Genomic DNA, 25,885 nt, shown 5'->3' with positions numbered 1-25,885 from the left:
CATCAAGACCATGAAGGAGACCGGCGCGGACATGAGCGTCAAGTACAAGGAGACGGCCCGCGGCGGCCTCGCGGTCAACATCATCGAGTGCTGAGCGGTCCTGCCCTCCCCCTGGGGTCCCCGGGTCTCAGGGGGTGAGCCAGTGCGGGTCGGGCACGACCGTCAGGAGCGCCGAGATCACCATGACGGACCCCAGGACCCCCAGCTCGGTGCGGGCCGGCGGCTCGGGATCGCCGCCGGTCAGGAGGCGTGAGCGGGCGGCGAGGGCCATCAGGCTGGCTCCGGCGAACAGCAGCAGCTTCACCATCAGGACGCGGCCGTAGGCGGTGGCGAGCACGGCGTCGAGCGGCAGCCTGCGCAGCGTGGAGACGGTGCCGGTGACGGCGAGCGCCCCGTAGACGCAGGCGGCCATCCGGGCGTACCGGAGCAGCACCTCGCGCCCGCCCGCGCGCAGCCGCAGGGTGCGGAGCACGTACAGGAGCGTGCCGCACCAGAGCGAGGCGGCGGTGAGGTGGACGAGGGTGAGCCCGGTGCCGATGCCGAAGCCGGGGGTCTCGGGGTGGGCGCGCAGGGCCTCGGCGCCGACGGCCACGGCCAGGGGCAGGGCGGCCAGCCCGGGTCTGCGGGAGGCGGCGCACAGGGCCGCGAGGGCGAAGGCGTTGGCCGTGACGAGGAGCAGGCGGCCCTCGCGGAGCCCGTACACGACGGGGAGGCTCAGTCCGCTGACGGCGGCGAGGAGCAGCAGGAGGGCGGCGGAGGCGGCCGCGGCGAGGAGGGCTGCGGGGGCGGACCAGCGGCGGGGCAGGGGGTCCGCCGCGCCGGCGATGCGGGTGCCGGCGAGCTCGCCCACGTGGACGGCGAGGCCGGTCAGGACGAGCAGGCGGAGCAGCGTGGTGGTGCCGGCCGCGGGTATGCGGAGTTCGCCGGTTCCGGTCTGGGCCAGGCCCGCGCCGAGGAGCGCGACGGCGAGGACGGCCGCGGCGGCGAGGACCGCCGCGGTCAGACGGCTCGGCGTACCGAAAGGTCCGGGAAGCGTCACCGGACGATCGTCACCGAGCCCCGGACGGGCGGCAACTCAAGGGGGTGCCGCCCGTCGGAGCGGGCTTGGTCAGGCCTTGCTGTAGTGGCCCCAGAACTCGTCCCAGGACAGCAGGCCGTCGCCGTTGTCGTCGCGCTGCTTGATGAGCGCCTCGGCGACCGTCTCGGTGACGTTGAAGTCGCCCAGCTGCGCCATCACGCTCTTGTACTCCGCGGCGGTGATGAAGCCGTCCCCGTCCACGTCGTACCGGTTGAATGCCGTGCGTGCCGACTCGATGTCCGCCACTGCTTCCGCCCCTTCATGGTGCTTCTCTGACGGGGCCAGATTAGCGGGCGCGGCGCTGCCGGATGATGGGGGTATGAGCAGCGAAGTGGCACGGATACTGGCGGCGGCGGCGCGGGGGGAGTTCCCGCCGCCGGACGGGCGGACGCGGGTGGTGCCGCAGCCGGGCCCGCGGGACGCGGGGGTCCTGGCGTTCACCGCCCATTCCGTGGTCTTCACGGACGAGGACCCGGAGTGGGTGCGGGCGGAGCTGGCGGCCACGGCGGCGGACCCGCTGGCGGCGAGCATGAATCCGGCGTTCCTGGTGGCGCTGATGGCGCGGACGGGCCGGCGCATGCACACGATAGACCTGCTGACGGTGGCGGACGCGCTGCCCGGGCCGCCTCCGCTGCCGCTGCGGGAGATCGAGGACCCGGAGCATCCCCGGGTGGCGCGGGCGCGGAAGTACCGCGACGACGTGCGGGTGTGGGCGGCGGACGGCGGGGTGCTGATCCTGGGCCGGGCGGTCGGGGGCCGCTGGGAGGCGGCGATCGAGGTGGACGAGGCGGTACGGCACCGGGGGCTCGGCCGCGCGCTGGCGCTGGCGGCCCGGCACCTCACCCCGGGTGAGGTGGTCTGGGCGCAGCAGTCGCCGGGCAACGCGCGGAGCGTGCGGGTCTTCCAGGCGGCGGGGTACCGGCCGGTGGCCTCGGAGGCGCTGCTCATCGCCCACTGAAGGCGTCCAGCATGCGGACGATCCCGGGAAACAATCGATGAACCGCATAATCATTCATGGTTTGCAAGGTGAGTGCTGGATGTCACCAATGATTCATCGGCAAACTATCCCGATCTGCCCGATTCTCGCCCGATAAGGTCTTTTGGCGGCAAGGCCCCCCGTCTGCCATAGTCGGGGACACGACCCCCATTGACCCGGGCGAGGTCGACCCGGCGACCGTGGACACACCCCCTTCGTCCACCGGCGCCCCACCAGGAAGCCCCCAGCGCCGCACCACGGCGAACGGGGGCTTCCGTGCGTCCGGGGCGGCCCGGAGGCACCACCTAGCGGTCCGTGACGCGCATCTCGAACCAGGTGGTCTTGCCCCGGGGCGCGAGGTCGGCGCCCCACCGGTCGGAGAGCTTGTCCACCAGGAAGAGGCCGCGCCCGCTGATGTCGAGTTCGCGCACGGGCAGCAGGCAGGGCAGCCCGCGCGAGGGGTCGCGGACCTCGATCCTGATCCGGCCGGGGCGGCGGTGCATCCGCAGGGTGAAGACCCGCGCGCCGGTGTGCCGGACGGCGTTGCCGACGAGTTCGGAGACGAGCAGGACCGCGTGCTCGGCGATCTGCGGGCCGAGGCCCCACTGCCGGAGCACCACGTACTGGGTGAGCCGGCGCGCCAGCCGCGCGGACTCGGGGAGGGAGGGCAGGCCGACGTCGCCCTCGGCCGGGTTGCCGTACAACTCGATCGCTTCGAGGGCCTGTTCGTCCTCCACGGCCGGTGTCCACCGTGCGGCGACGGCGCTGCCGCCCTGCCGCGGTTGTTCCCTACCCTCCAGGCCCGCCATGCCCCCCATCATGGCCGCAGCGGGCGGCCTCCGGGTGCCGTTCCCCGGGAATCGGCACCCTCGGGGGGGACATTTTCCGGACGTACCCCCGGCATATGCCGGGGGCTGTCCGTTCGGGGCGGTCTTATACGAACTTCGCCTTGCCCGGGCCCTCCTCGACGAAGCTCTTCATGCCGCGCTCCCGGTCCTCGGTCGCGAACAGGGCCGCGAACCAGGTGCGTTCGATCGCGAGGCCGGTGTCGATGTCGGCCTCCAGGCCCTGGTCGATCGCCTCCTTCGCGGCCCGCAGCGCCACCGCGGGACCCTGGGCGAGCCGGGCGGCCCAGGCGTGCGCCTGCTCGTAGACCTCGGCGGCGGGGACGACCCGGTCCACCAGTCCGAGGGACAGGGCCTCGTCCGCCTTGACCATCCGTCCGGTGAAGATGAGGTCCTTGGCGCGGGAGGGGCCGATCAGCCGGGAGAGCCGCTGGGTGCCCCCCGCGCCGGGGATCAGGCCGAGCAGGATCTCCGGCTGGCCCAGCTTCGCGTTGTCGGCGGCGATGCGGTAGTCGGCGCAGAGGGCCAGCTCGCAGCCCCCGCCCAGGGCGTAGCCGGTGACCGCGGCGACGACGGGCTTGGGGATGCGGGCGACGGCGGTGAAGGCGTCCTGGAGCGCGCGCGAGCGCTTGACCATGGCCACGTGGTCCATGACCTGCATCTCCTTGATGTCCGCGCCGGCCGCGAACACCTTCTCGCCACCGTAGAGGACCACGGCGCGCACGTCGTCGCGGTCGGTGGCCTCCTGGGCCAGCTCGCGCAGCCGGTCCTGGGTGGCGATGTCGAGAGCGTTCATCGGGGGGCGGTCGAGGCGGATCGTACCGACGCCTTCGGCGACTTCGAGGTTCACAGTCATACCGGAAGGTTAGTGGGCGTTAACGGCGCGGGACCCGGTGCTGTTGCTCACAGCACCGGGTCCCGCGCGGAGTTCAGGGGCGGACTACTTGATCCACTCCGACCAGTCCATGTTCCAGCCGTTCAGGCCGTTGTCCGGCTTGATCTGCTTGTCCTTGGAGTTCTTCACGATCACGACGTCACCGATGATCGAGCTGTCGTAGAACCAGGCGGCCGGCATGGAGCTGTCGCCCGCGCCCCGGCGGTCCTGGAGGCCGACGCAGCCGTGGCTGACGTTGGCGGAGCCGAAGGTGGACGCCGAGGCCCAGTAGTTGCCGTGCACGAAGGTGCCGGAGGTGGACAGGCGCATCGCGTGCGGCACGTCCTTGATGTCGTACTCGCCGCCGAAGCCGACCGTGGCGCCGTTCATCCGGGTCACCTTGTACTTCTCGCTGATGACCATCTGACCGTTGTACGTGGTCGTCGACGGCGCGCCGGCGGTGATCGGCAGCGTCTTGACGATCCTGCCGTCGCGCTCGACCTTCATCGTCTTGGCCTCGGCGTCGACGGTGGAGACCTGGCGGCGGCCGATGGTGAAGGAGATCGTCTTCTTCTGCTTGCCGTAGACGCCCGGGCGGCCCTCGACGCCGTCCAGGTTCAGCTCGACCTTCACCTTGGTGCCGGCCTTCCAGTACTGCTCCGGGCGGAAGTCGAGCCGGTCGTTGCCGAACCAGTGGCCTTCGATCCGCACGGCCGGCTCGGCCGTCACCTTGATGGCCTTCTCGACGGCCTCGGGGTCGGTGATGCCCCGGGTGAAGTTGATGGAGACCGGCATGCCGACGCCGACGGTCGAGCCGTCCTCGGGCGTGTAGTGGCCGATGAAGGTGTTCTTCGGGACGAGGGTCGTGAAGGTGGTGTCCTTCGCCGACTCGCGGCCCTCCGCGTCCTTGGCGACGGCGTGGACCTTGTACTGCGTGCCCGCGGACAGGTGCGCGGTCGGCTCCCAGCTGGCGCCGTCCGCCGCGATCCGCCCCTCCACCGGGGTGCCCTTGGAGTCGGCGACGGTCACGGTGGTGAGCTTGCCCTGCGAGGCGGTGACCTTGAGGGCCCCGCTGGTGGCCACCGAGTCGGCGCCGTCCTTCGGAAGGATCGACACGACGGCCTGCGAGGCGGCGTTGTCGGACCGGGCGCTGCCCCCTGCGGCGTTCGCACCCTTGCCGTCGGCCGCCGGGTCACCGCCGCCGCAGGCGGTCAGCGCCAGCAGCAGTGCCCCCGTCGCGAGGGCTCCCAGGCGGGCGCCCCCACGCCGCCGGCGCAGGCCCGCGCCCCCTACCGATGCCCCCGATATCGGCTGCCCGTTCACTGTGGTCGTCTCCCCTCGCACGGCCCGGCATCGCCACGGCCCCACCCCCGTGCGCAACCTGGCGTGCACACGCCCGCTAGATAATCACACCGCAGGACACGAAACTTCCTCGTGAATGTCACCGTTACGTCGCAGTTGACCTGCCGGTGAACGGTGGGGGCGCGAGGGCCGGGGCGGCACGTCCGGGGGGCGCGGGGAGTGACCGGTGGGAGGGGCGTGAGGGGACGAGCGACCGGGGTGAGGACGGCGACGGGGCGTCAGCGCAGGGCGGAGCCGGCCTTCCAGCGGTTCCAGTCCAGGTTCCAGCCGCCCAGCCCGTTGTCCGGGGCGACCTGCTTGTCCTTGGAGTTGACGACCTCCACCACGTCGCCGACGAGGGTCCGGTCGAAGAACCAGCCCGCCGGGGAGTCGGGGCTGCCGCCCTTGTCGTCCCGCAGCCCCACGCAGCCGTGGCTGACGTTGGCGGTGCCGAAGGTGGACGGCGGCGCCCAGTAGTTGCCGTGCAGGAAGGTCCCGGACTCGGTGAGCCGCATCGCGTGCGGCACGTCCTTGATGTCGTACTCGCCGCCGAAGCCGACCGTGGCCCCGTTCATCCGGGTCACGTCGTACAGCTCGGTGACGACCATCTTCCCGTTGTACGTGGTGGTCTTCGGCGCGCCCGCGGTGATCGGGACGGTGGCCAGGAGCCGGCCGTCCCTGCGGACCTCCATGGTGTGCGCGGCCGCGTCCACCAGGGACACCTGGGAGCGGCCGACGGTGAAGGAGACCTTCTTGCGCTGGATGCCGTACACGCCCGGGGCGCCCTCGACGTCGCGGAGGGCGAGGTCCACGGTGACGACGGTGCCGGGCCGCCAGTACGCCTCGGGCCGGAAGTCCAGCCGCTCGCGGCCGAACCAGTGGCCGGCGATCTCGACCGGCGGCTCGGAGGTGACCCTGATGGCCCGTTCGACGGCGGCCCGGTTCTCGATGGGCCGGTTGAAGCCGAAGGAGACGATCATCCCGGTGCCGACCGTGGAACGGTTCTCCGGCTTGAAGTAGCCGATGAACCGGTGCTCGGGCACGACGGTGGTGAAGGTGCCGTGCCGGGCGGAGCGCCGGCCGTGGCCGTCGAGGGCGACCGCGTCCACGCTGTACTTCGCGGAGAGCGCGAGCCGGGTGCCGGGGCGGGGCCGCCAGCGCAGCCCGTCCGCCGAGATCGCGCCGGGGACCTCGGCCCGCTGGGCGTCCTCGACCCGGACGACGGTCACCCGTTCCAGGCGTCCGCTGTCCACCCGTACTTCGACCGGCCCCTCGGCCGGGACCCCGCGGCTGCCGTCGTCGGGGGTGATCCGGATGACGTCTCCGGGGGCCCGCGCCTTGCCCGGCAGGGAGATGCCGGCGCCCCCGATCCCGCCCGTTCCGGTGCAGCCCGCGAGGCCCGTGAGCGCCCCCGTCAGCAGTCCCGCCACCACGAGGGCGCGTCCCGCCCGTTTCCATACAAGTGCCATGCCCGGCCAACGACCGCCACCCTCCAGGGGAAACGTCCGTACGGGGCATGTTGGGAGCACGGCCGTGCGGGCAGAAGAGAGGGGAGAACGACGCGCGGGAGCGGGGCCGGGACGCCACCGCTCCCGCGATGTGCGTGCCCGACGGAGCCGCAGGAGGCCGGGACGTGTCGAGCGCAGCCGAGCAGGAGGCGGTACCGGAGCGTGCCCTGGAGCGGTCCGGGCCGCCGGTGTGGCCGGGGGCGCCGACGCCCCTCGGAGCCCGTTGCCGGGTCGGCCCCGACGGGGTCGCGGGGACCAACTTCGCCCTGTGGGCGGGGGGTGCGGAGGCCGTCGAGCTGTGCCTGTTCGACGCGGACGGGACGGAGCGGCGGCTGCCGCTGACGGAGCTGACGCACGAGATCTGGCACGGCTTCGTGCCCGGGATCGGGCCGGGGCAGCGGTACGGCTACCGGGTGCACGGCCGCTGGGACCCGTGGACGGGTGCCCGCTGGAACCCGGCGAAGCTGCTGCTCGACCCGTACGCCCGGGCGGTCGACGGCGAGTTCTCGCTGCCCGCCGAGGTGTACGGGCACGTACGGGACTGGCCGCAGCAGCACGTGGCCGACACCGTGCGCGACGAGCGGGACTCGGCGCCGTTCGTGCCGAAGGGGGTGGTGGTGCAGGACGACGACGACTGGTCGGACGACCGCAGGCCCAAGACGCCCTGGCCGGACTCGGTCATCTACGAGCTGCACGTGAAGGGGTTCACCCGGCTGCACCCGGGGGTGCCCGAGCACCTGCGCGGCACGTACGCCGGCCTCGCGCACCCGGCGGCGATCGAGCATCTCGTACGGCTCGGGGTGACGGCGGTCGAGCTGCTGCCGGTGCACCAGTTCGCGCACGAGGACCACCTGCTGCGGCGGGGCCTGCGCAACTACTGGGGCTACAACTCCATCGGCTACTTCGCCCCGCACGCCGGGTACTCCGCGTCCGGGACGGCCGGGCAGCAGGTGGGCGAGTTCAAGCGGATGGTGCGGGCCCTGCACGCGGCCGGCATCGAGGTCATCCTGGACGTCGTCTACAACCACACGGCGGAGGCCGGCGAGCTCGGCCCCACCCTCTCCCTGAAGGGCATCGACAACCGGGGCTACTACCGGCTCCAGTCCGACGCCCGGCGGTACGCCGACTACACCGGCTGCGGCAACACGCTGCACGTGGTGCAGCCGCAGGTGCTGCGGCTCATCACCGACTCGCTGCGGTACTGGGTGACGGAGATGGGCGTCGACGGCTTCCGGTTCGACCTCGCGGCGGCGCTCGCGCGTTCCTTCCACGACGTCGACATGCTCTCGCCGTTCCTGGCGGTGATCGCCCAGGACCCGGTGCTGCGGCGGGTGAAGCTGATCGCCGAGCCCTGGGACGTGGGCAACGGCGGCTACCAGGTCGGCGCGTTCCCGCCGCTGTGGACCGAGTGGAACGACCACTACCGGGACACGGTGCGGGACTTCTGGCGCGGCGCGCTGCCGGACGTGCGGGACCTCGGCTACCGGCTGTCCGGCTCCAGCGACCTCTACGCCTGGGGCGGGCGGCGGCCGTACGCCTCCGTCAACTTCGTCACCGCGCACGACGGCTTCACCCTGCGCGACCTCGTCACGTACGAGCGGAAGCACAACGAGGCCAACGGCGAGGGCAACCGGGACGGCACGCACGACAACCGGTCGTGGAACTGCGGTGCGGAGGGCGAGACCGACGACCCGGAGGTCAACGCCCTGCGCCTGCGGCAGCTGCGGAACCTCCTCACCACGCTGCTGCTGTCGACCGGTGTGCCGATGCTCGTGGCCGGCGACGAGATGGGCCGCACGCAGGGCGGCAACAACAACGCCTACTGCCAGGACAACGAGATCGGCTGGCTCGACTGGTCGCTGCCCGAGGACCCGGGCCGGGCGCAGCTCCTCGCGCTCACCCGGCGGCTGCTCGACCTGCGCCACCGGCATCCGGTGCTGCGCCGCAGGGCCTTCTTCTCCGGCCGGCCGCAGCGGGCGGACGGACTGCGGGACCTGGCCTGGTTCGGCGCGGACGGCACGGAGATGTCCGAGGGCGACTGGTACGCGCCCTCGGCCACGCTCGGGCTGTATCTGTCGGGCCGTGACATCCCGGGGCGGGACGACCGGGGCGAGCGGATCACCGACGACAGCTTCCTCGCCGTGCTGCACGCGGGCGCCGAGCCGCTGGAGTTCCGGCTGCCCGGGCCGCCGTGGGCCGCGTCGTACGAGCTCGTCCTCGACACCGCCCGGGAGGACCAGTCCGCGGCGCCGGCGACCCGGCACGCGGGCGGGGAGACGCTCACGGTGGGGGCGCGGTCGGTGGTGCTGCTGCGGGTCGGCGACTGAGGGGCGGGGACCGTACGGGGCCGGGGCCGCGGACGCGGGCGGTCGGGCTCAGGACGGTTCCGTTCCGGCGGAGGCCCCCGGGCTCCGGACGGTTCCGGCCGGAAATCGGGATGAGCCGTGTCAGTGGTGAACCGTATGGTCGGACCTGATGCCCGAGAATCCCCTCGCCCCAGAGTCCTCCCCTCCCGGCCGCTCGGCGGTGCGGGCCCTCCTCCGGCTGTGGCCCTACGTACGGCCCGTACGCGCCCGGCTGTTCACGGCCGCCGCCGTCGCGGTCGTCGCCTCCTGCCTCTCGCTCGTCATCCCGCTCGTCCTGAAGTGGATGGTGGACGGCCCGGTCGCGGACCGGGATCCGGGCGGGGTGTGGCTGGGCGCCCTGTACCTGCTGCTGCTCGGCGTCGCCGAGGCGCTCCTCTTCGGTCTGCGGCGCTGGCTGGTGGCCCGGCCGCTCGCCTCCGTGGAGGCGCGGATGCGGGGCGAGCTGTTCGGGCGGCTCCAGCGGCTGCCGATCGCCTTCCACGACCGGTGGGCGTCCGGGCAGCTGCTCTCGCGCGGCACGACCGATCTGATGCTGGTCCGGATGTTCCTGGCCTTCCCGCTGACCTTCCTGGTGGTCAACGGGGTGACGATCCTGGTCGGTTACGTACTGCTGCTCGCCCAGGACCGGGCCCTGGGCCTGGTGCTCCTCACCCCCGTGGTGCCGCTGGTGGTGGTCTGTTCCCTCTTCGAGAGCCGGTACGCGCTCGTGGCGCGGCGGGCCCAGGACCAGGTGGGCGATCTGACGACGGTCGTCGAGGAGAGCGTGCTCGGGATCCGGATCGTGAAGGGCTTCGGGCGTCACCGCAGCCAGGCGGAGGCCTTCCGGGCGCTCACCGCGCTGCTGCGGGGCACGGAGCTGGCCAAGGCGCGGCTCCTGGCGGCGATCTGGGCGCTGATCACCTTCCTCCCGGAGCTGGCGATCGGTGCGGCGCTGGTGCTCGGCACGGTGCGGGTCGCCGACGGGGAGCTGTCGGCGGGCACGCTGGTCGCCTTCCTGTCGACGGCGCTGGCCCTGCGCTGGCCGGTGGAGTCCCTCGGTTTCCTCATCGCGATGAGCCAGGAGGCGGCGACGGCGACGGAGCGGTACTTCGAGGTGATGGACGCGGAGGAGGAGGCGGACCGGAGCGGGCGCGCCGGGCGGGAGCCGGTGGGCGGCGGGGCCGCGGACGGGGTCCGCTTCGAGGGGGTGACCTTCCGCCACCCGGACGCGCCGCCGGACGCTCCCCCGGTCCTGGACGGCGTCGATCTGCGCATCCGGCCCGGTGAGACGCTGGCCCTGGTCGGCGGCACGGGTTCCGGCAAGACCACGCTCACCGCGCTCGTCCCCCGGCTGCACGAGGTGACGGCGGGCCGGATCCTCCTCGACGGGGAGGACATCGCGCTGATGGACCGCGCTCGGCTGCGGTCCCTGGTGGCGGTGGCCTTCGAGGAGCCGACGCTCTTCTCGGCGAGCGTCGGGGAGAACGTCCTGATGGGCGCGGGTGACGGGGCCGGGGAGCCGGAGCTGCGGCGGGCCCTGGCCGTGGCGCAGGCGGACGGGTTCGTGGACCGGCTGCCGGAGGGCGCGCGGACACAGGTGGGCGAGCAGGGGCTGAGCCTCTCGGGCGGTCAGCGGCAGCGGCTGGCCCTGGCCCGGGCGGTGGTCGGCCGGCCGCGTTTCCTCGTCCTTGACGACCCGTTGTCGGCCCTTGACGTGCACACGGAGGCGCGGGTGGAGGCGGCGCTGCGCGAGGTGCTGCGGGAGACGACGGCGCTGGTGGTGGCGCACCGGCCGTCGACGGTGATGCTGGCGGACCGGGTGGCGCTGCTGTCCGGGGGCCGGATCGCGGCGGTCGGCACCCATCAGGAGCTGCTGCGGAGCAGCGCGGAGTACGCCTGGCTGATGTCGGGTGACGGCAAGGCCGGCGGGGCCGGCCGGAGGGACGGGGAGCGATGACGGACACCACCCTCGCGCAGGCGGCCGAGGAGGAGCGGCCGGACGGGCCCGGTCCGGCGGGCGCACCGGGGGCGGGGGCACCCGTCGACCCCTTCGACCGGGACGACCTGCCCGCGCCGCGCGGGGCGACGGGGGCGCTGCTGCGCTCGTTGCTCGCCGCGCACCGGGTGCGGGTCGCGGGGGCGGCGCTGGTGCTGCTCCTGAAGGAGGCCGCGGTCCAGGCGGGCCCGCTCCTCGTCGCGTACGCCATCGACCGGGGGGTGCCGGCGCTGCGGGCCGGGGACCACGGGCCGGTGGTGGCGGTGGCGGCCGGCTATCTGCTGTGCGCGGGACTGGGCGGGCTGCTGCAGTACGTCTTCGTGCGGGGTGCGGCCCGGATCAACCAGGACGTCCTGCTGGACCTGCGGGGCCGGATCTTCCGGCACGCGCAGGTGCTGAGCGTGGACTTCCACGAGCGGTACACCTCGGGCCGGCTGATCTCCCGCTCGACCACGGACGTGGAGTCGCTGCGGGAGCTGCTGTCGGAGGGGCTCCAGGAACTGATCGGGGTGGTGCTGTCCTTCGTCTCGATCTCGCTGATGCTGCTCTGGCTCGATCCGGCGATCGGGGCGGTGGCGGTGGGTTCGTTCGTCCCGCTGCTGCTGCTGGTGCGGCTCTACCGGCGGCGGGCGGGCCGGGTGTACGGGGAGAAGTCCACGGCCATGGCGGGCGTCATCGTGAAGTTCGCGGAGACGATGAACGGCATCCGGCCGGTGCGGGCGTTCCGCAGGGAGCGGGCGAACGACGCGGAGTTCGCGGTGCTCAACCGGCGCCACGAGCGCAGCAACGGCGACGCGCTCCTGGAGATGGCCCGGTACGTGGTCGGTTCGCGGCTGGTGGCGAACACGGCGGTGGCGGGCATGTGCCTGTGGGGCGCCTACCGGGTGGCGGGCGGCACGCTGGCGCTGGGCGTGCTGGCGGCGGCCGTGCTGTACATGCGCCGGCTGTACGACCCGATCGACCGGCTGGGGATGTTCCTCAACTCGTACGAGTCGGCGGCGGCCTCCCTCGCGAAGATCGCGGGCCTGCTCGCGCAGGAGCCCGGCGTGCCGGAGGCGGCGGCCCCGCGCGAGCTGCCGCCGCGCCGGCCGGGGGCGCCGGGCCGCGAGGTGGTCTTCGAAGGGGTGCGGTTCGCCTACCGGACGGGCGGCGAGGTCCTGCCCCGCTTCGACCTGACGATCCCGGCGGGCCGGACGGTGGCCGTGGTGGGGGCGACGGGCGCGGGCAAGTCGACGCTGGTGAAACTGCTGGCCCGGTTCTACGACCCGACCGAGGGCCGGGTGCTGCTCGACGGGGTGGACCTGAGGGAGCTGGCGACGCCGGAGCTGCGGCGCGGTGTGGTGATGGTGACGCAGGAGGCGTTCCTGTTCTCCGGGACGGTCGCGGAGAACATCGCGATCGGGCGTCCGGACGCGACGCGCGAGGAGATCGAGGCGGCGGCGCGGGCGATCGGCGCGCACGAGTTCATCACGGGCCTGCCCGACGGGTACGACACGGACGTACGGAAGCGGGGCGGCCGGATCTCGGCGGGGCAGCGGCAGCTCGTCTCCTTCGCGCGGGCGCTGCTCGCCGATCCGGCGGTGCTGATCCTGGACGAGGCGACGAGTTCCCTGGACGTGCCGGGTGAACGGGCGGTGCAGCGGGCGATGGACACGGTGCTCGCGGGCCGCACGGCGGTGGTCGTCGCGCACCGGCTGTCCACGGTGGAGGTGGCGGACCGGGTGCTGGTGATGGAGGCGGGACGGATCGTCGAGGACGGGGCGCCCTCGCGGCTGGTCGCCGGGGACGGGCGGTACGCGGGGCTCCACCGGGCCTGGCGGGAGAGCCTGGTGGGGTGAGCCCGGGGCGGTGGCGCGGGGCGGCGCCGCGAGCCCGGACGGGGGTGGCGCGGACTTGCCGAACTCCCCCGGCGGCCCGGGAGAAGGATCGCGCCAGGGTCGGCGGGGGTCGCGGCGGCCCGCGGTCCCGGGAGCGTGCCGCGCCGGGTGCCCGCGCGAGGGGCGGGCGGCCCCGGAGCCGAACGGGGGCCCGGCCTCCCGGCGCACGGTGAACAACGGAAGGCCGGGCTTCCAAGATCACTGAAACGTCCGGTCAACGAACACGCCTGTACGGGCACCGGACGATTTCTGGCCAACTTGCCGACACGGTCCTGACAGGTCCATGCCCTGGCTGTCAGTCTCTCAGCGGTTCTTCGCACCACTGTTCACCGCATCACCCGAACGTGCTGCACAGCTCTGTTTGCTCCGCCCGGAGGGCATCCCCCAGCGCTCCGGTACCCCCCTCGCAAAAGGAGTCTGCGTGAGATCCACGCCCAGCCGTCGCGCCACCGCGACCGGCGCCCTGATCGCTGCCGCCGCCATGCTCGCCGTGAGCGTCCAGACGGGAGCCGCCACCGCGGCGGACGGCCCGCTGGGTGCGGCCGCCGCCCCCAAGGCCCAGAACGCCATCGCCACCAACCCCGGCAAGCTCCCCGCCGACCTCACGCCGGCCGAGCGCACCGCGCTCATCAAGGCCGCCGACGCCGACAAGGCGGACACCGCCAAGGCGCTCGGCCTGGGCACCCAGGAGAAGCTGGTCGTCCGGGACGTCGTGAAGGACCGCGACGGCACCACCCACACACGCTACGAGCGCACCTACGCCGGACTCCCCGTCCTCGGCGGCGACCTGATCGTCGCGGAGAACAAGGCCGGCACCCCCACCGGTGTGGTCAAGTCCTCCCGCGCGGAGCTGAAGAACGTCGACCTCACGGCCTCGGTCGCCCCGGCCGCCGCCGAGAAGCAGGCCCTGGGCCTCGCCCGCGCGGAGGGTTCCGAGAAGACCGCCGCCGAGCGCGCCCCGCGCAAGGTCGTCTGGATGGCGCAGGGCGCCCCCGTCCTCGCGTACGAGACCGTCGTCGGCGGCCTCCAGCACGACGGCACGCCGAACGAGCTGCACGTCGTCACGGACGCGAAGACCGGCGCCAAGCTGTACGAGTGGCAGGCCGTGCACAACGGCACCGGCAACACGCAGTACAGCGGCCAGGTCACGCTGGGCACCGCGCCCTCGTACACGCTGACCGACACCGCGCGCGGCAACCACAAGACGTACAACCTCAACCGCGGCACGTCGGGCACCGGAACGCTGTTCTCCGGCTCCGACGACATCTGGGGCGACGGCACCCCCCAGAACCTGGAGACCGCGGGCGCCGACGCCCACTACGGCGCCGCGCTCACCTGGGACTACTACAAGAACGTGCACGGCCGCAACGGCATCCGCGGTGACGGCGTCGCGCCGTACTCCCGGGTCCACTACGGCAACGCGTACGTCAACGCCTTCTGGCAGGACTCCTGCTTCTGCATGACGTACGGCGACGGCTCCGCCAACGCCAAGCCGCTCACGTCCATCGACGTGGCCGCGCACGAGATGACCCACGGCCTCACCTCGAACACCGCGAAGCTCGTCTACAGCGGTGAGTCCGGCGGCCTGAACGAGGCCACCTCGGACATCTTCGCGGCGGCGGTCGAGTTCTACGCCAACAACGCCCAGGACCAGGGCGACTACCTGGTCGGCGAGAAGATCGACATCCGCGGCAACGGCACCCCGCTGCGCTACATGGACAAGCCCAGCCGTGACGGCTCGTCCAAGGACTACTGGTACTCCGGCATCGGCTCGGTCGACGTCCACTACTCCTCGGGCCCGGCGAACCACTGGTTCTACCTGCTCTCCGAGGGCAGCGGCGCCAAGACGGTCAACGGCGTCGCCTACGACTCCCCGACCTCCGACGGCCTGCCCGTCACCGGCATAGGCCGGGACAAGGCCGCGCTGATCTGGTTCAAGGCGCTCACCACCAAGTTCACCTCCAGCACCAACTACGCCGGCGCCCGCACCGGCACCGTCGCGGCGGCCACGGAGCTCTACGGCGCCGGCAGCCCCGAGGTGCTCGCGGTCGAGCACGCCTGGGCCGGCGTCAACGTGGGCACCCGCCCCGGCGGCACCGAGCCGCCCACCGGCAAGGTCTTCGAGAACACCGCCGACGTGTCCATCCCGGACAACGGCGTCGCGGTGACCTCCACGGTCAACGTCACCGGCGTCACCGGCAACGCGCCCTCCACCCTCAAGGTGGACGTCAACATCGTCCACACCTACGTCGGTGACCTCGTCGTCGACCTCGTCGCCCCCGACGGCACCGTCTACAACCTGCACAACCGCACCGGCGGCAGCGCCGACAACATCGTCCAGACCTACACCGTGAACGCCTCCTCCGAGGTCGCCAACGGCGCCTGGAAGCTCCGCGCCCAGGACAAGGCCCGGGTCGACACCGGCTACATCAACAGCGTCAAGCTGACCTTCCCGTAAGGGAGGCGACGCCCGGCCGGGGCCCGGAGGGAACCTTCCCTCCGGGCCCCGGCGCGTGTGCGCTCTAGGCTGGTCCGCATGATCAGGGTGCTGCTGGCGGACGACGAGGCGATGATCAGGGCCGGGGTGCGGGCCATTCTCGCCACCGATCCCGGGATCGAGGTCGTCGCGGAGGCCGGCGACGGACGGGAGGCCGTGGGCCTCGCTCACCGGCACCGCCCCGACGTGGTCCTCCTCGACGTGCGCATGCCCCGTCTGGACGGGCTCGCCGCCGCCGAGGAGCTGCGGGCCACGCTGCCCGGGACGGCGGTGGTCATGCTCACCACCTTCTCGGAGGACGCCTACATCGCCCGCGCCCTCGGCTGCGGGGTCGGGGGTTTCCTGCTGAAGTCCGGCGACCCGCGCGAACTGATCGCGGGGGTACGGGCGGTGGCGGCGGGCGGCGCCGCCCTCTCCCCCACCGTCGCCCGCCGGGTCATCGACACCCTCGGCGGTGAGCGTCTCTCTCGCGCGGCCGGGGCCCGCTCCCGTCTGGAGCCGCTGACCGGCCGCGAGCGCGAGGTCGTGGCGCTGCTCGGCGCCGGCCTGTCGAACCAGGAGATCGCCGGCCGGCTCCATGTCGTGGAGGGCACCGTCAAGGCCCATGTGAGCGCTGTCCTCGGCCGCCTCGGCCTGCGCAACCGGGTGCAGCTCGCGATCCTCGCCCACGAGGCGGGTCTGGTCCCCGACGGCGCCCAGGGCCCGCCCGGTGCGTGAGACCACCCCGCTCCGCGCCCGCCTCTTCGACCTCGGGCTGTGGCTGCTGCTCTGCGTCCCGGTGCTGCTGCGTTCCGACCCGGCCGACGGCGGCTCCTGGACCCAGGTCGCCCTCGGTGTCGTCCTGCTCGGCGGCTGTGTCGCCGTCAGCCGCCGCCTGCCCCTGCTTCCCCTGGCCGTGACCGTCGCGGCGAGCCTGCCCGCCACCCTGGAGCTGTTCACCCCCTCGTACAGCCTCGCCCTCGTCGCCTTCGGCTATCTCGCCGGCCGGCGGCAGGAGCACAGCCGGGGGGCGCTCTGGCTGTTCGGCGGGGTCGCGGCCGTCGGGCTGCTGCTCACCCGGCTCACCAGCACCTCCCTCGGCCCGTGGTTCACCCTGCTGCTCGCCGTCGCGCTGGCGATCGTCGCGCCCTGGCTGGTCGGCCGGTACGTGCGCCAGTACGACCGGCTGGTGCGCAGCGGCTGGGAGCTGGCCGACCGGATGGAGCGGGAGCAGGCGGCCGTCGCGGACCGGGAGCGGCTGCGCGAGCGGTCCCGGATCGCGGGCGACATGCACGACTCGCTCGGCCACGACCTGGCCCTGATCGCGGTCCGCGCCGGCGCCCTGGAGGTGGACCCGGCCCTCGGCCCGGAGCAGCAGCGGGCCGCGGGCGAGCTGCGCCGGGCGGCCGCGGGCGCCACCGAACGGCTCAGGGACGTGATCGGGGTGCTGCGGGAGGAGGGCACGGCCGCGCCGACGGCCCCGCCGGGCGAGACGGTTCAGGAGCTGGTCGACCGGGCCCGCGCCTCCGGTCTCGACGTGACCCTCACCGGCGCCCCGGTCCCGGAGCCGCCCGGGATGGCGGGCCGGGCGCTGCACCGGGTCGTGCAGGAAGGGCTGACGAACGCGGCCAAGCACGCCCCGGGCGCGGCCGTGACGGTGACGGTGGAGCAGAAGGGCGGGTCGGTCCGGGTCCGGGTCGCCAGCGGGCCGGGCGCCGGAGGCGAGCCGCTCGCCTCGGGCGGTACCGGGCTCGTGGGCCTCGACGAGCGGGTCCGGCTGGCCGGCGGCACCCTCGCCCACGGCCCGGCCGGGGACGGCGGTTTCGTCCTCACCGCGGTCCTGCCCCGGCGCGGGACGGCCGCGCGGCCCGTGGTGGCGGCCCCGACCTCGGCGCGGGAGCTGGACCGGGCCCGCCGCGAGGTCCGCCGGGACCTGGCGCGGGCGATCTGGATCCCGCTGGCGCTGCTCGCCGCCCTCACGGTGCTGACGGCCGGCGTGGCCCTGTGGACGCAGTCCCGTTCCTATCTGGAGCGGGACAACTACGCGCGCCTGCTGGTCGGCCGGCCGTACGCGGAGATCGCCGAGGACCTCCCGGACCGTCCGCTGGCGGCGCCGCCGCCGGGGCTCGGGGCCGCGCCGCCGGGGATGGACGAGTGCCGGTACTACCGGGCCACCGTGTTCGCGGCGGTTCCGGTGTACCGGCTCTGCTTCGCCCAGGGGCGCCTCGCCACGAAGGACGAGGTGGGCTGAGCGGCCCGGCCGGTCAGCGCAGCAGGACGCCCGGGGCCTCGGCGGCCGGTTCCGGCGGGAGGGCGACGAGGCCCAGTTCGGCGGGGTGGGCCAGCAGCGGGTGGGCCGGCAGGACGCGGACCGTGCAGCCGAAGGGGCCCGTCCGGTCCAGCTCCAGGGTGCCCGCGTAGGGCTGGCGGCCGTCCAGGTCCTCGCCGCCGGCGGGCTTGAGCGCGCAGGTGCGGGTGGCGGTCAGGGTGTCGTCGGCGTCGACGCGGCCGGTGACCGCCTGGACCTCGACGTCGTCGGGGCTCAGCCCGCCGAGCGAGACCCGGACCCGGACGACCGGGGTGGCGCCCAGTTCGGCGTCCGCGCCGGTGAGGTCGCCGCCGGCGCCGGCACCGTCACCGAGCTCCACGTGGCCGACGGAGACCTCCGGCCAGGCGGCGCGGACCCGGGCCTTCCAGGCGGCGAGTTCCCGCGCCCGGTCGGGGGTGAGGGCCCGGCGGGCCTCGGCGGCGGGGACGTAGAGGCGGGTCACGTACTCGCGGACCATCCGGTCGGCGAGCACCTTCGGGCCGAGGTCGCCGAGGGTCCTGCGGACCATGGCCGTCCAGGCGGCGGGGACGCCGTCGGGGCCCCGGTCGTAGAAGCGGGGGGCGACGCGGCGTTCGATCAGCTCGTAGAGCGCGGCGGCCTCCAGGTCGTCGCGGCGCTCCTCGTCGGCGGCGGTGCCGTCGGCGGTGGGGATGGCCCAGCCGAACTCCGGCGCGTACCACTCGTCCCACCAGCCGTCCAGGACGGAGAGGTTGAGGCAGCCGTTGAGGGCGGCCTTCATGCCGCTGGTGCCGCAGGCCTCCAGGGGGCGCAGGGGGTTGTTGAGCCAGACGTCGCAGCCGGGGTAGAGGCCGCGGGCCATCTCCATGCCGTAGTCGGGCAGGAAGACGATCCGGTGGCGGACCCGGGGGTCGTCGGCGAACCGGACGAGTTCCCGCACGAGCCGCTTGCCGCCGTCGTCGGCGGGGTGGGCCTTCCCGGCGACGACGAGCTGCACGGGCCGCTCGGGGTGGAGCAGCAGCGCCCGCAGCCGCTCCTTGTCGCGCAGCATCAGGGTGAGCCGCTTGTACGAGGGGACGCGGCGGGCGAAGCCGATGGTGAGGACGTCGGGGTCGAGGACGGTGTCGGTCCAGCCGAGTTCGGCGTCGGTGGCCCCGCGCTGCCGCCAGGAGGCGCGGAGCCGGGCGCGGACGTCGGTGACGAGCCGTTCGCGCAGGGTGCGGCGCAGCTCCCACAGTTCGCGGTCGCTCGCGTCGGGGGAGAGCCGGCCGACCTCGGGGGCGACCCAGGTGGGGGCGTGGACGCCGTTGGTGACGGAGGTGATGGGCACCTCCTCGGCGTCGAAACCGGGCCAGAGGCCGGCGAACATGGCGCGGCTGACGGCGCCGTGGAGGGTGGAGACGCCGTTGGCCCGCTGGGCGAGCCTGAGGCCCATGGCGGCCATGTTGAAGACGCCGGGGTCGCCGCCGAGGGGGGTCTCGTCGCCGAGGGCGAGGACCCGGTCGAGGTCGACGCCCGGGAGGGCGCCGTCCTCGCCGAGGTGCCGGGCGACCTGGGCGCGGTCGAAGCGGTCGATGCCGGCGGGGACGGGGGTGTGGGTGGTGAAGACGGTGCCGGCCCGCACCGTTTCCAGGGCGGAGTCGAAGTCCAGTCCCTCGGCGAGGAGTTCGCGGACGCGTTCGAGGCCGAGGAAGCCCGCGTGGCCCTCGTTGGTGTGGAAGACCTCGGGGGCGGGCGCGCCGGTGAGCCGGCTGTACGTGCGCAGGGCGCGGACGCCGCCGATGCCGAGGAGCATCTCCTGGAGGAGCCGGTGCTCGCTGCCGCCGCCGTAGAGCCGGTCGGTGACGTTGCGTTCGCCGGGGGCGTTCTCCTCGACGTCGGAGTCGAGCATGAGGAGCGGGATCCGGCCGACCCGGGCGGTCCACAGGTGGGCGTGGAGGCTGCGGCCGCCGGGCAGGGCGAGGGTGACGCGGGCGGGGGTGCCGTCGGGCTCGCGCAGCAGGGTGACCGGCAGCTCGCCGGGGTCGAGGACGGGGTACTGCTCCTGCTGCCAGCCGTCGCGGCCGAGGGACTGGCGGAAGTATCCGTGCCGGTAGAGCAGGCCGACGCCGGTGAGGGGGACGCCGAGGTCGCTGGCGGACTTGAGGTGGTCGCCGGCGAGGATGCCGAGGCCGCCGGAGTACTGGGGCAGGGCGGCGGCGACGCCGAACTCGGGCGAGAAGTTGGCGATGCCGGCCGGGGGTTCGGCGGCGCCGAGCTCCCGCTGGTACCAGCGGGGGGCGTGCAGATAGGTGTCGAGTTCCTCGGCGGCGGCGCGCAGCCGGGCCAGAAACTCCTCGTCGGCGGCGAGGGCGGTGAGCCGGGACCCTTCGAGGGAGCCGAGGATCCGGACCGGGTCGGCGCCGGAGAGGCCCTCGGGTGCGAGGGAGTCGAAGAGGGCGCGGGTGGGCTCGTGCCAGGACCAGCGCAGGTTGTGCGCGAGGCCGGCGAGGGGCCGCAGGGGGTCGGGGAGGACGGGACGCACGGTGAATCGACGAATGGCCTTCACGGGACCACCTTCGCGCGCGGAACCGACGGAGCGGGCGCACCACGCGGTGCGCCCGGCGTGGCGGCCCGGTTCCCGCCGGCCCTTGGCCGAACGGCGCCCATCCGGTTGCGCCCCGGTACTTGACGCCCTAGTAGTTAACAAAGGACCGGATTGCCCTCGCACGTACCGTGGAAGGCTCCTCCGGTAACGGCTCCGCGCATCCTGAACCCGTCCGTCCTCCAGCCCCTTCATCCCTGTGGACACGCCATCCGAGTGAACGCGGACGGGAGCGGCGGTGCCCGCCATGCACCGGCCGTCGGCGGAGCTAGAAAGAGCGCACCACCACCCGCACCCCGTAACCCCGTCAGGTGATGCTGTGAATCCGCTCATGGGACGCATTCCCGTTCTGGACGTCCGTCCGTTGGTCGACTGTGGCCGGCGCCCCGCGAAGGCGGTGGTCGGTGAGACCTTCGAGGTGACGGCGACCGTCTTCCGCGAGGGTCATGACGCCGTCGCCGCCAATGTCGTGCTGCGCGGGCCGTCGGGCCGCCCGGGCCCGTGGACCCCGATGCGTGAACTCGCTCCGGGCACCGACCGGTGGGGTGCCGAGGTCACCCCGGACACCGAGGGCCTGTGGACGTACACCGTGGAGGCGTGGAGCGACCCGGTCGCGACCTGGCGTCACACCGCCCGGATCAAGATCCCGGCCGGGATCGACTCGGAGCTGGTCCTCGCGGAGGGGGCCGAGCTGCACGAGCGGGCCGCCAAGGGCGTGCCGAAGAAGGGCGGTGGCCGCGAGGCGGTGCTCGCCGCCGTGGACGCGCTGCGGGACGAGTCGCGTCCGGCGGCCGTGCGGCTGGCCGCCGCTCTGGCCCCCCGGGTGGTCGAGGCGCTCGACCGGCATCCCTTGCGCGAACTGGTCTCGGCGTCCCCGGCGTTGCCGCTGGTGGTGGAGCGGGAGCGGGCTCTCTTCGGTTCCTGGTACGAGTTCTTCCCGCGCTCGGAGGGGGTGCGGAAGGTCCGGGGCCGTACGGTGCAGGGGACGTTCCGGACGGCCGCCGAGCGGCTTCCGGCCATTGCCGCGATGGGTTTCGACGTGGTCTACCTGCCGCCGATCCACCCGATCGGCGAGACGCACCGCAAGGGCCCGAACAACTCGCTGTCGGCCGGTCCGAACGACGTCGGCGTGCCGTGGGCGATCGGTTCGCCGGAGGGCGGGCACGACGCCGTGCACCCGGGTCTGGGGACCATCGAGGACTTCGACGCCTTCGTGGCGCGCGCCCGTGAGCTGCGTCTGGAGGTGGCGCTGGACTTCGCGCTCCAGTGCTCGCCGGACCACCCGTGGGTGGAGAAGCACCCGGAGTGGTTCCACCACCGGCCGGACGGTTCGATCGCGTACGCGGAGAACCCGCCGAAGAAGTACCAGGACATCTACCCGATCGCGTTCGACGCGGCCCCCGACAACATGGACGGGATCGTCGCGGAGACCGTGCGGGTGCTGCGGCACTGGATGGACCACGGGGTGCGGATCTTCCGGGTGGACAATCCGCACACCAAGCCGGTGGTGTTCTGGGAGCGGGTGATCGGGGAGATCAACCGGGCGGACCCGGACGTGATCTTCCTGGCGGAGGCCTTCACCCGGCCGGCGATGATGCGGACGCTCGGCGCGATCGGCTTCCAGCAGTCGTACACGTACTTCACCTGGCGCAACACCAAGGAGGAGCTCACGGAGTACCTCACGGAGCTGACCGGGGACGTGGCGGCGCAGATGCGGCCGAACTTCTTCGTGAACACCCCGGACATCCTTCACGCCTACCTCCAGCACGGCGGCCGGCCCGCCTTCGAGGTGCGGGCGGTGCTGGCGGCCACCCTGTCGCCGTCCTGGGGGATGTACGCGGGGTACGAGCTGTGCGAGGCCACCGCGGTGCGGGAGGGCAGCGAGGAGTACCTGGACTCGGAGAAGTACGAGCTGCGGCCGAGGGACTGGGAGGCGGCGGAGCGGGCGGGGACCACGATCACCCCGCTGATCACCACCCTGAACCGGCTCAGGCGCCGTCACCCGGCGCTGCGCCGGCTGCGGAACCTGACCTTCCACGAGACGGACAACCCGCAGGTGATCGCGTACTCCAAGCGCACCGGTTCGAACACGGTTCTGATGGTCGTCAACCTCGACCCGCACCACACCCACGAGGCGACGGTCTCGTTGAACATGCCGGAACTCGGCCTGGACTGGCACGAGACCGTGCCGGTGCGCGACGAGCTCACCGGCGAGACCTATCACTGGGGCAGGGCCAGTTACGTGCGTCTGGAGCCGGGTGTCAGGCCCGCGCACGTCCTCGTCCTGCGACCGTCCCCGCAGACCGGAGGGTCACCCACCTCATGACTGTCAACGATCCCGTCCCCGACACCTTCGAGGACACCCCCGCCCAGGACCGCGACCCCGAGTGGTTCAAGCGGGCCGTCTTCTACGAGGTCCTCGTCCGGTCCTTCCAGGACAGCAACGGCGACGGCGTGGGCGACCTCAAGGGCATCACGTCCCGGCTCGACTACCTCCAGTGGCTGGGGGTGGACTGTCTCTGGCTGCCGCCGTTCTTCAACTCCCCCCTGCGGGACGGCGGCTACGACGTGTCGGACTACACCTCGGTACTGCCGGAGTTCGGTGATCTCGCCGATTTCGTGGAGTTCGTGGACGCGGCCCACCAGCGCGGGATGCGCGTGATCATCGACTTCGTCATGAACCACACGAGCGACCAGCACCCGTGGTTCCAGGAGTCGCGGCGCGACCCGGACGGGCCGTACGGCGACTACTACGTCTGGGCCGACGACGACAAGCAGTACGCGGACGCCCGGATCATCTTCGTCGACACCGAGACCTCCAACTGGACCTTCGACCCGGTGCGCAAGCAGTACTACTGGCACCGCTTCTTCTCGCACCAGCCGGACCTCAACTACGAGAACCCGGCGGTGCAGGAGGAGATCCTGTCGGCCCTGAAGTTCTGGCTCGACCTGGGGATCGACGGCTTCCGGCTGGACGCGGTGCCGTACCTGTACCAGCAGGAGGGCACCAACTGCGAGAACCTGCCCGCCACCCACGCCTTCCTCAAGCGGGTCCGCAAGGAGATCGACGACCACTACCCGGACACGGTGCTCCTCGCGGAGGCCAACCAGTGGCCCGAGGACGTGGTCGACTACTTCGGCGACTTCCGCTCGGGCGGCGACGAGTGCCACATGGCGTTCCACTTCCCGGTGATGCCCCGGATCTTCATGGCCGTGCGGCGCGAGTCGCGCCACCCGGTCTCCGAGATCCTGGCGAAGACCCCGGAGATCCCCTCCGGCTGCCAGTGGGGCATCTTCCTGCGCAACCACGACGAGCTGACCCTGGAGATGGTCACCGACGAGGAGCGCGACTACATGTACGCCGAGTACGCCAAGGACCCGCGCATGCGGGCCAACATCGGCATCCGGCGGCGCCTGGCCCCGCTCCTGGACAACGACCGCAAGCAGATGGAGCTGTTCACGGCCCTGCTGTTCTCGCTGCCGGGCTCGCCGGTCCTGTACTACGGCGACGAGATCGGCATGGGCGACAACATCTGGCTCGGTGACCGGGACGGGGTGCGCACCCCGATGCAGTGGACGCCCGACCGGAACGCGGGCTTCTCCTCCTGCGATCCGGGGCGGCTGTTCCTGCCGGCGATCATGGACCCCGTCCACGGCTACCAGGTGACGAACGTCGAGGCGGGCATGGCGTCGCCGTCCTCGCTGCTGCACTGGACGAAGCGGATGATCGAGATCCGCAAGCAGAACCGGGCGTTCGGCACCGGCACGTACACCGAACTCCCGGCGTCCAACCCGGCGGTGCTCGCCTTCATCCGGGAGTCCGCCCCCGAAGAGGGAATGGACGCCGATCTGGTCCTCTGCGTGAACAACTTCTCGCGGTTCGCGCAGCCGACCGAGCTCGACCTGCGGCGCTACGCCGGGAGCCACCCGGTGGAGCTGATCGGCGGGGTGCAGTTCCCGGCCATCGGCCAGCTTCCCTACCTCCTGACCCTTGCGGGACACGGGTTCTACTGGTTCCGTCTCAAGACGAGCTGACCTCAGGTCGGTTCGTCCGGCCCGGGGCGGGGCGGTTTCCCCCGCCGTGCCCCGGGCACCGTCACCACCGCACGATCCAGGTCCGTCCGGGCCCCCACCCGGACCCGTACGGATCTTCCCTTTCCGACACGTCCCGCACATCCGGACAGCCACAGCCGCAATCCGGGACAATCTGCGCATTTGAATACCTACGACAGTCATCTGCGCACCCCGGGGAAAGGACGCGATGCCATGCCGGAGACCGCATCCACGACCCGGGCCACGGACGCCCTCCTGCCGTCCCTCACACCCCTGCTCCACGAATGGCTGCCCCGGCAGCGCTGGTTCGCGGGCAAGGGCCGCCGGGTCACGGGATTCGCCCTGGACACGGCCACCGAGCTGTTGCCCCTGGACGGCGCCGGCCCGGGCCTCCTCCATCTGCTCGTCCGGGTCGAACAGCCCAGCCGCCCGAGCGGCACCCCGGCCGACTGCTACCAGATCCTCCTGGGGGTACGCAGCCAGCTGCCGCCCCGGCTCGCCCCCGCCCTGATCGGCCGCGTCCGGCAGGGCCCGCTCGCCGGACGCGCCGTCTACGAAGGACTGCGCGACCCCCGGCTCGCCGGACTGCTCTACGAACGGCTGCGCACCCCGGGCCGCATCGGCACCCTGCGCTTCCACGCCACCACCGCCCTGCCCGGGGCCCTCGCCCCCCGGGTCCTGGACGCCGAGCAGTCCAACTCCTCGCTCGTCTACGGGGACTCGTACATCCTGAAGATCTTCCGCAGGGTCAGTCCCGGCGCCAACCCGGACCTGGAACTGCCCCTCGCCCTCGGCCGGGCCGGCTGCGCCCGGGTGCCCGCCCCGGTCGCCTGGTTCGAGTCGGGGGCCGCCACCCTCGGCGTGCTCCAGCCCTACCTGGCGGACTCCCGGGACGGCTGGCGGCTCGCCCTCGACGCGCTCGCCTCCGGGCAGGATTTCACCCGCCAGGCGCTCGCTCTGGGCCGGGCCACCGCCGAGGTGCACCTCGCCCTCGCCGAGGCCCTGCCCACCGAGCGGCTGCGGCCCTCCGACACCGAGCACCTCGCCTCCGCGATGGACCGGCGGCTGCACACGGCGGCACAGGCCGTGCCGGCGCTGCTGCCGTACGTACCGGGCCTGCGCGCGGTCTTCGCCGCGGCGAGCGGGGCGGCCGGCGCGGGCATCGTCCAGCGCATCCACGGCGACCTGCACCTCGGGCAGACGCTGCGGGGCGCCGACGGCGCCTGGGCGGTGATCGATTTCGAGGGCGAACCGGCGAAGCCGCTCGACGAACGGCGCCGGCCGCAGCCCACGGTCCGGGACGTGGCCGGCATGCTCCGCTCCTTCGACTACGCGGCCCGCACCCACCGGCCGTGGAACGCCGACTGGGCGTCCCGCTGCCGGGCCGCCTACTGCACCGGCTACGCGCAGGTGTCCGGGACCGATCCCCGGGCCGATCCGGCGCTGCTGCGGGCCTACGAGACGGACAAGGCCGTGTACGAGGTGGTGTACGAGGCCCGCCACCGCCCCGACTGGCTGCCGGTGCCGATGTCCGCCATCGAGCGCCTGGCCGCCTCCGTCCCGTGACCCGGCCGGGCCCGGATCCCCGGTGCCCGGCAGGCCGTACCACCCGTTCGGGGCAGCGCGGTGTCCTGCCGTCCGGCCC

At 73.2% G+C, this 25,885-nt stretch carries 17 protein-coding genes; 10 read left to right on the top strand and 7 right to left on the bottom strand.

Annotated features, from left to right (window positions below):
• Window positions 1–127: 127 nt before the first annotated feature.
• Window positions 128–1,039 (bottom strand): CopD family protein, encoded by a 912-nt coding sequence (locus tag ABTY40_RS15435; protein ID WP_352059928.1) that lies wholly within the window; start codon window positions 1,037–1,039, stop codon window positions 128–130.
• Window positions 1,040–1,108: 69 nt separating this feature from the next.
• Complete coding sequence (locus ABTY40_RS15430; protein WP_309051908.1) at window positions 1,109–1,324, bottom strand: EF-hand domain-containing protein; 216 nt, start codon at window positions 1,322–1,324, stop codon at window positions 1,109–1,111.
• Window positions 1,325–1,397: 73 nt separating this feature from the next.
• On the opposite strand from ABTY40_RS15430, the gene ABTY40_RS15425 reads away from it, so the two are divergent.
• Entirely contained in the window at window positions 1,398–2,036 is a 639-nt protein-coding gene (locus tag ABTY40_RS15425) for a GNAT family N-acetyltransferase (protein ID WP_352059927.1), read from the top strand.
• Between the two features lie 323 nt (window positions 2,037–2,359).
• Here the strand turns inward: ABTY40_RS15425 and ABTY40_RS15420 are convergent, their stop codons facing one another.
• From ABTY40_RS15420 to ABTY40_RS15405, 4 genes are all read right to left on the bottom strand, one after another.
• Window positions 2,360–2,863: an ATP-binding protein gene (locus ABTY40_RS15420; protein ID WP_345285746.1), complete on the bottom strand. Its 504-nt coding sequence runs from the start codon at window positions 2,861–2,863 to the stop codon at window positions 2,360–2,362.
• Window positions 2,864–2,987: 124 nt separating this feature from the next.
• A complete protein-coding gene (locus ABTY40_RS15415) occupies window positions 2,988–3,755 on the bottom strand; it encodes an enoyl-CoA hydratase/isomerase family protein (RefSeq protein ID WP_352059926.1) in 768 nt (255 codons plus the stop codon).
• A gap of 84 nt (window positions 3,756–3,839) precedes the next feature.
• Complete coding sequence (locus ABTY40_RS15410; RefSeq protein ID WP_352059925.1) at window positions 3,840–5,096, bottom strand: L,D-transpeptidase; 1,257 nt, start codon at window positions 5,094–5,096, stop codon at window positions 3,840–3,842.
• Window positions 5,097–5,353: 257 nt separating this feature from the next.
• Window positions 5,354–6,583 (bottom strand): L,D-transpeptidase, encoded by a 1,230-nt coding sequence (locus ABTY40_RS15405; protein WP_352059924.1) that lies wholly within the window; start codon window positions 6,581–6,583, stop codon window positions 5,354–5,356.
• Window positions 6,584–6,747: 164 nt separating this feature from the next.
• Between ABTY40_RS15405 and glgX the strand changes: the two genes are divergently transcribed.
• The 6 genes from glgX to ABTY40_RS15375 all read left to right on the top strand — a co-directional run bounded on the left by glgX (window position 6,748) and on the right by ABTY40_RS15375 (window position 17,567).
• Entirely contained in the window at window positions 6,748–8,949 is a 2,202-nt protein-coding gene (gene glgX, locus ABTY40_RS15400) for a glycogen debranching protein GlgX (protein ID WP_352059923.1), read from the top strand.
• Between the two features lie 148 nt (window positions 8,950–9,097).
• Window positions 9,098–10,924, top strand: coding sequence for an ABC transporter ATP-binding protein (locus tag ABTY40_RS15395; protein ID WP_352059922.1), 1,827 nt, complete (start codon window positions 9,098–9,100; stop codon window positions 10,922–10,924).
• On the top strand, window positions 10,921–12,801 hold the full coding sequence (locus ABTY40_RS15390; protein WP_352059921.1) for an ABC transporter ATP-binding protein: 1,881 nt from the start codon (window positions 10,921–10,923) through the stop codon (window positions 12,799–12,801). Before ABTY40_RS15395 ends, ABTY40_RS15390 begins: the two co-directional genes overlap by 4 nt.
• A gap of 460 nt (window positions 12,802–13,261) precedes the next feature.
• A complete protein-coding gene (locus ABTY40_RS15385) occupies window positions 13,262–15,298 on the top strand; it encodes a M4 family metallopeptidase (RefSeq protein ID WP_352059920.1) in 2,037 nt (678 codons plus the stop codon).
• 78 nt (window positions 15,299–15,376) lie between these two features.
• A complete protein-coding gene (locus ABTY40_RS15380) occupies window positions 15,377–16,054 on the top strand; it encodes a response regulator (RefSeq protein ID WP_352059919.1) in 678 nt (225 codons plus the stop codon).
• Entirely contained in the window at window positions 16,047–17,567 is a 1,521-nt protein-coding gene (locus tag ABTY40_RS15375) for a sensor histidine kinase (RefSeq protein WP_352059918.1), read from the top strand. Before ABTY40_RS15380 ends, ABTY40_RS15375 begins: the two co-directional genes overlap by 8 nt.
• 13 nt (window positions 17,568–17,580) lie before the next feature.
• Here the strand turns inward: ABTY40_RS15375 and glgP are convergent, their stop codons facing one another.
• The gene (gene glgP / locus ABTY40_RS15370; protein WP_352059917.1) at window positions 17,581–20,151 is read right to left on the bottom strand and encodes an alpha-glucan family phosphorylase; all 2,571 of its coding nucleotides are present in this window, start codon (window positions 20,149–20,151) and stop codon (window positions 17,581–17,583) included.
• Between the two features lie 367 nt (window positions 20,152–20,518).
• Between glgP and ABTY40_RS15365 the strand changes: the two genes are divergently transcribed.
• From ABTY40_RS15365 to ABTY40_RS15355, 3 genes are all read left to right on the top strand, one after another.
• Window positions 20,519–22,513, top strand: coding sequence for an alpha-1,4-glucan--maltose-1-phosphate maltosyltransferase (locus tag ABTY40_RS15365; protein WP_352059916.1), 1,995 nt, complete (start codon window positions 20,519–20,521; stop codon window positions 22,511–22,513).
• On the top strand, window positions 22,510–24,222 hold the full coding sequence (gene treS, locus ABTY40_RS15360; RefSeq protein ID WP_352059915.1) for a maltose alpha-D-glucosyltransferase: 1,713 nt from the start codon (window positions 22,510–22,512) through the stop codon (window positions 24,220–24,222). The genes ABTY40_RS15365 and treS overlap by 4 nt, the downstream gene beginning before the upstream one ends.
• Before the next feature lie 231 nt (window positions 24,223–24,453).
• Window positions 24,454–25,806 carry a maltokinase N-terminal cap-like domain-containing protein gene (locus ABTY40_RS15355; protein ID WP_352059914.1) on the top strand — a complete coding sequence of 451 codons (1,353 nt, stop codon included), beginning with the start codon at window positions 24,454–24,456 and terminating at the stop codon, window positions 25,804–25,806.
• The last annotated feature ends 79 nt before the right edge of the window (window positions 25,807–25,885 follow it).

This window comes from Streptomyces sp. NPDC126503, from assembly GCF_040302405.1.
Classification (GTDB): domain Bacteria; phylum Actinomycetota; class Actinomycetes; order Streptomycetales; family Streptomycetaceae; genus Streptomyces; species Streptomyces gulbargensis.
This window is presented reverse-complemented; position numbering and strand designations above follow the sequence as displayed.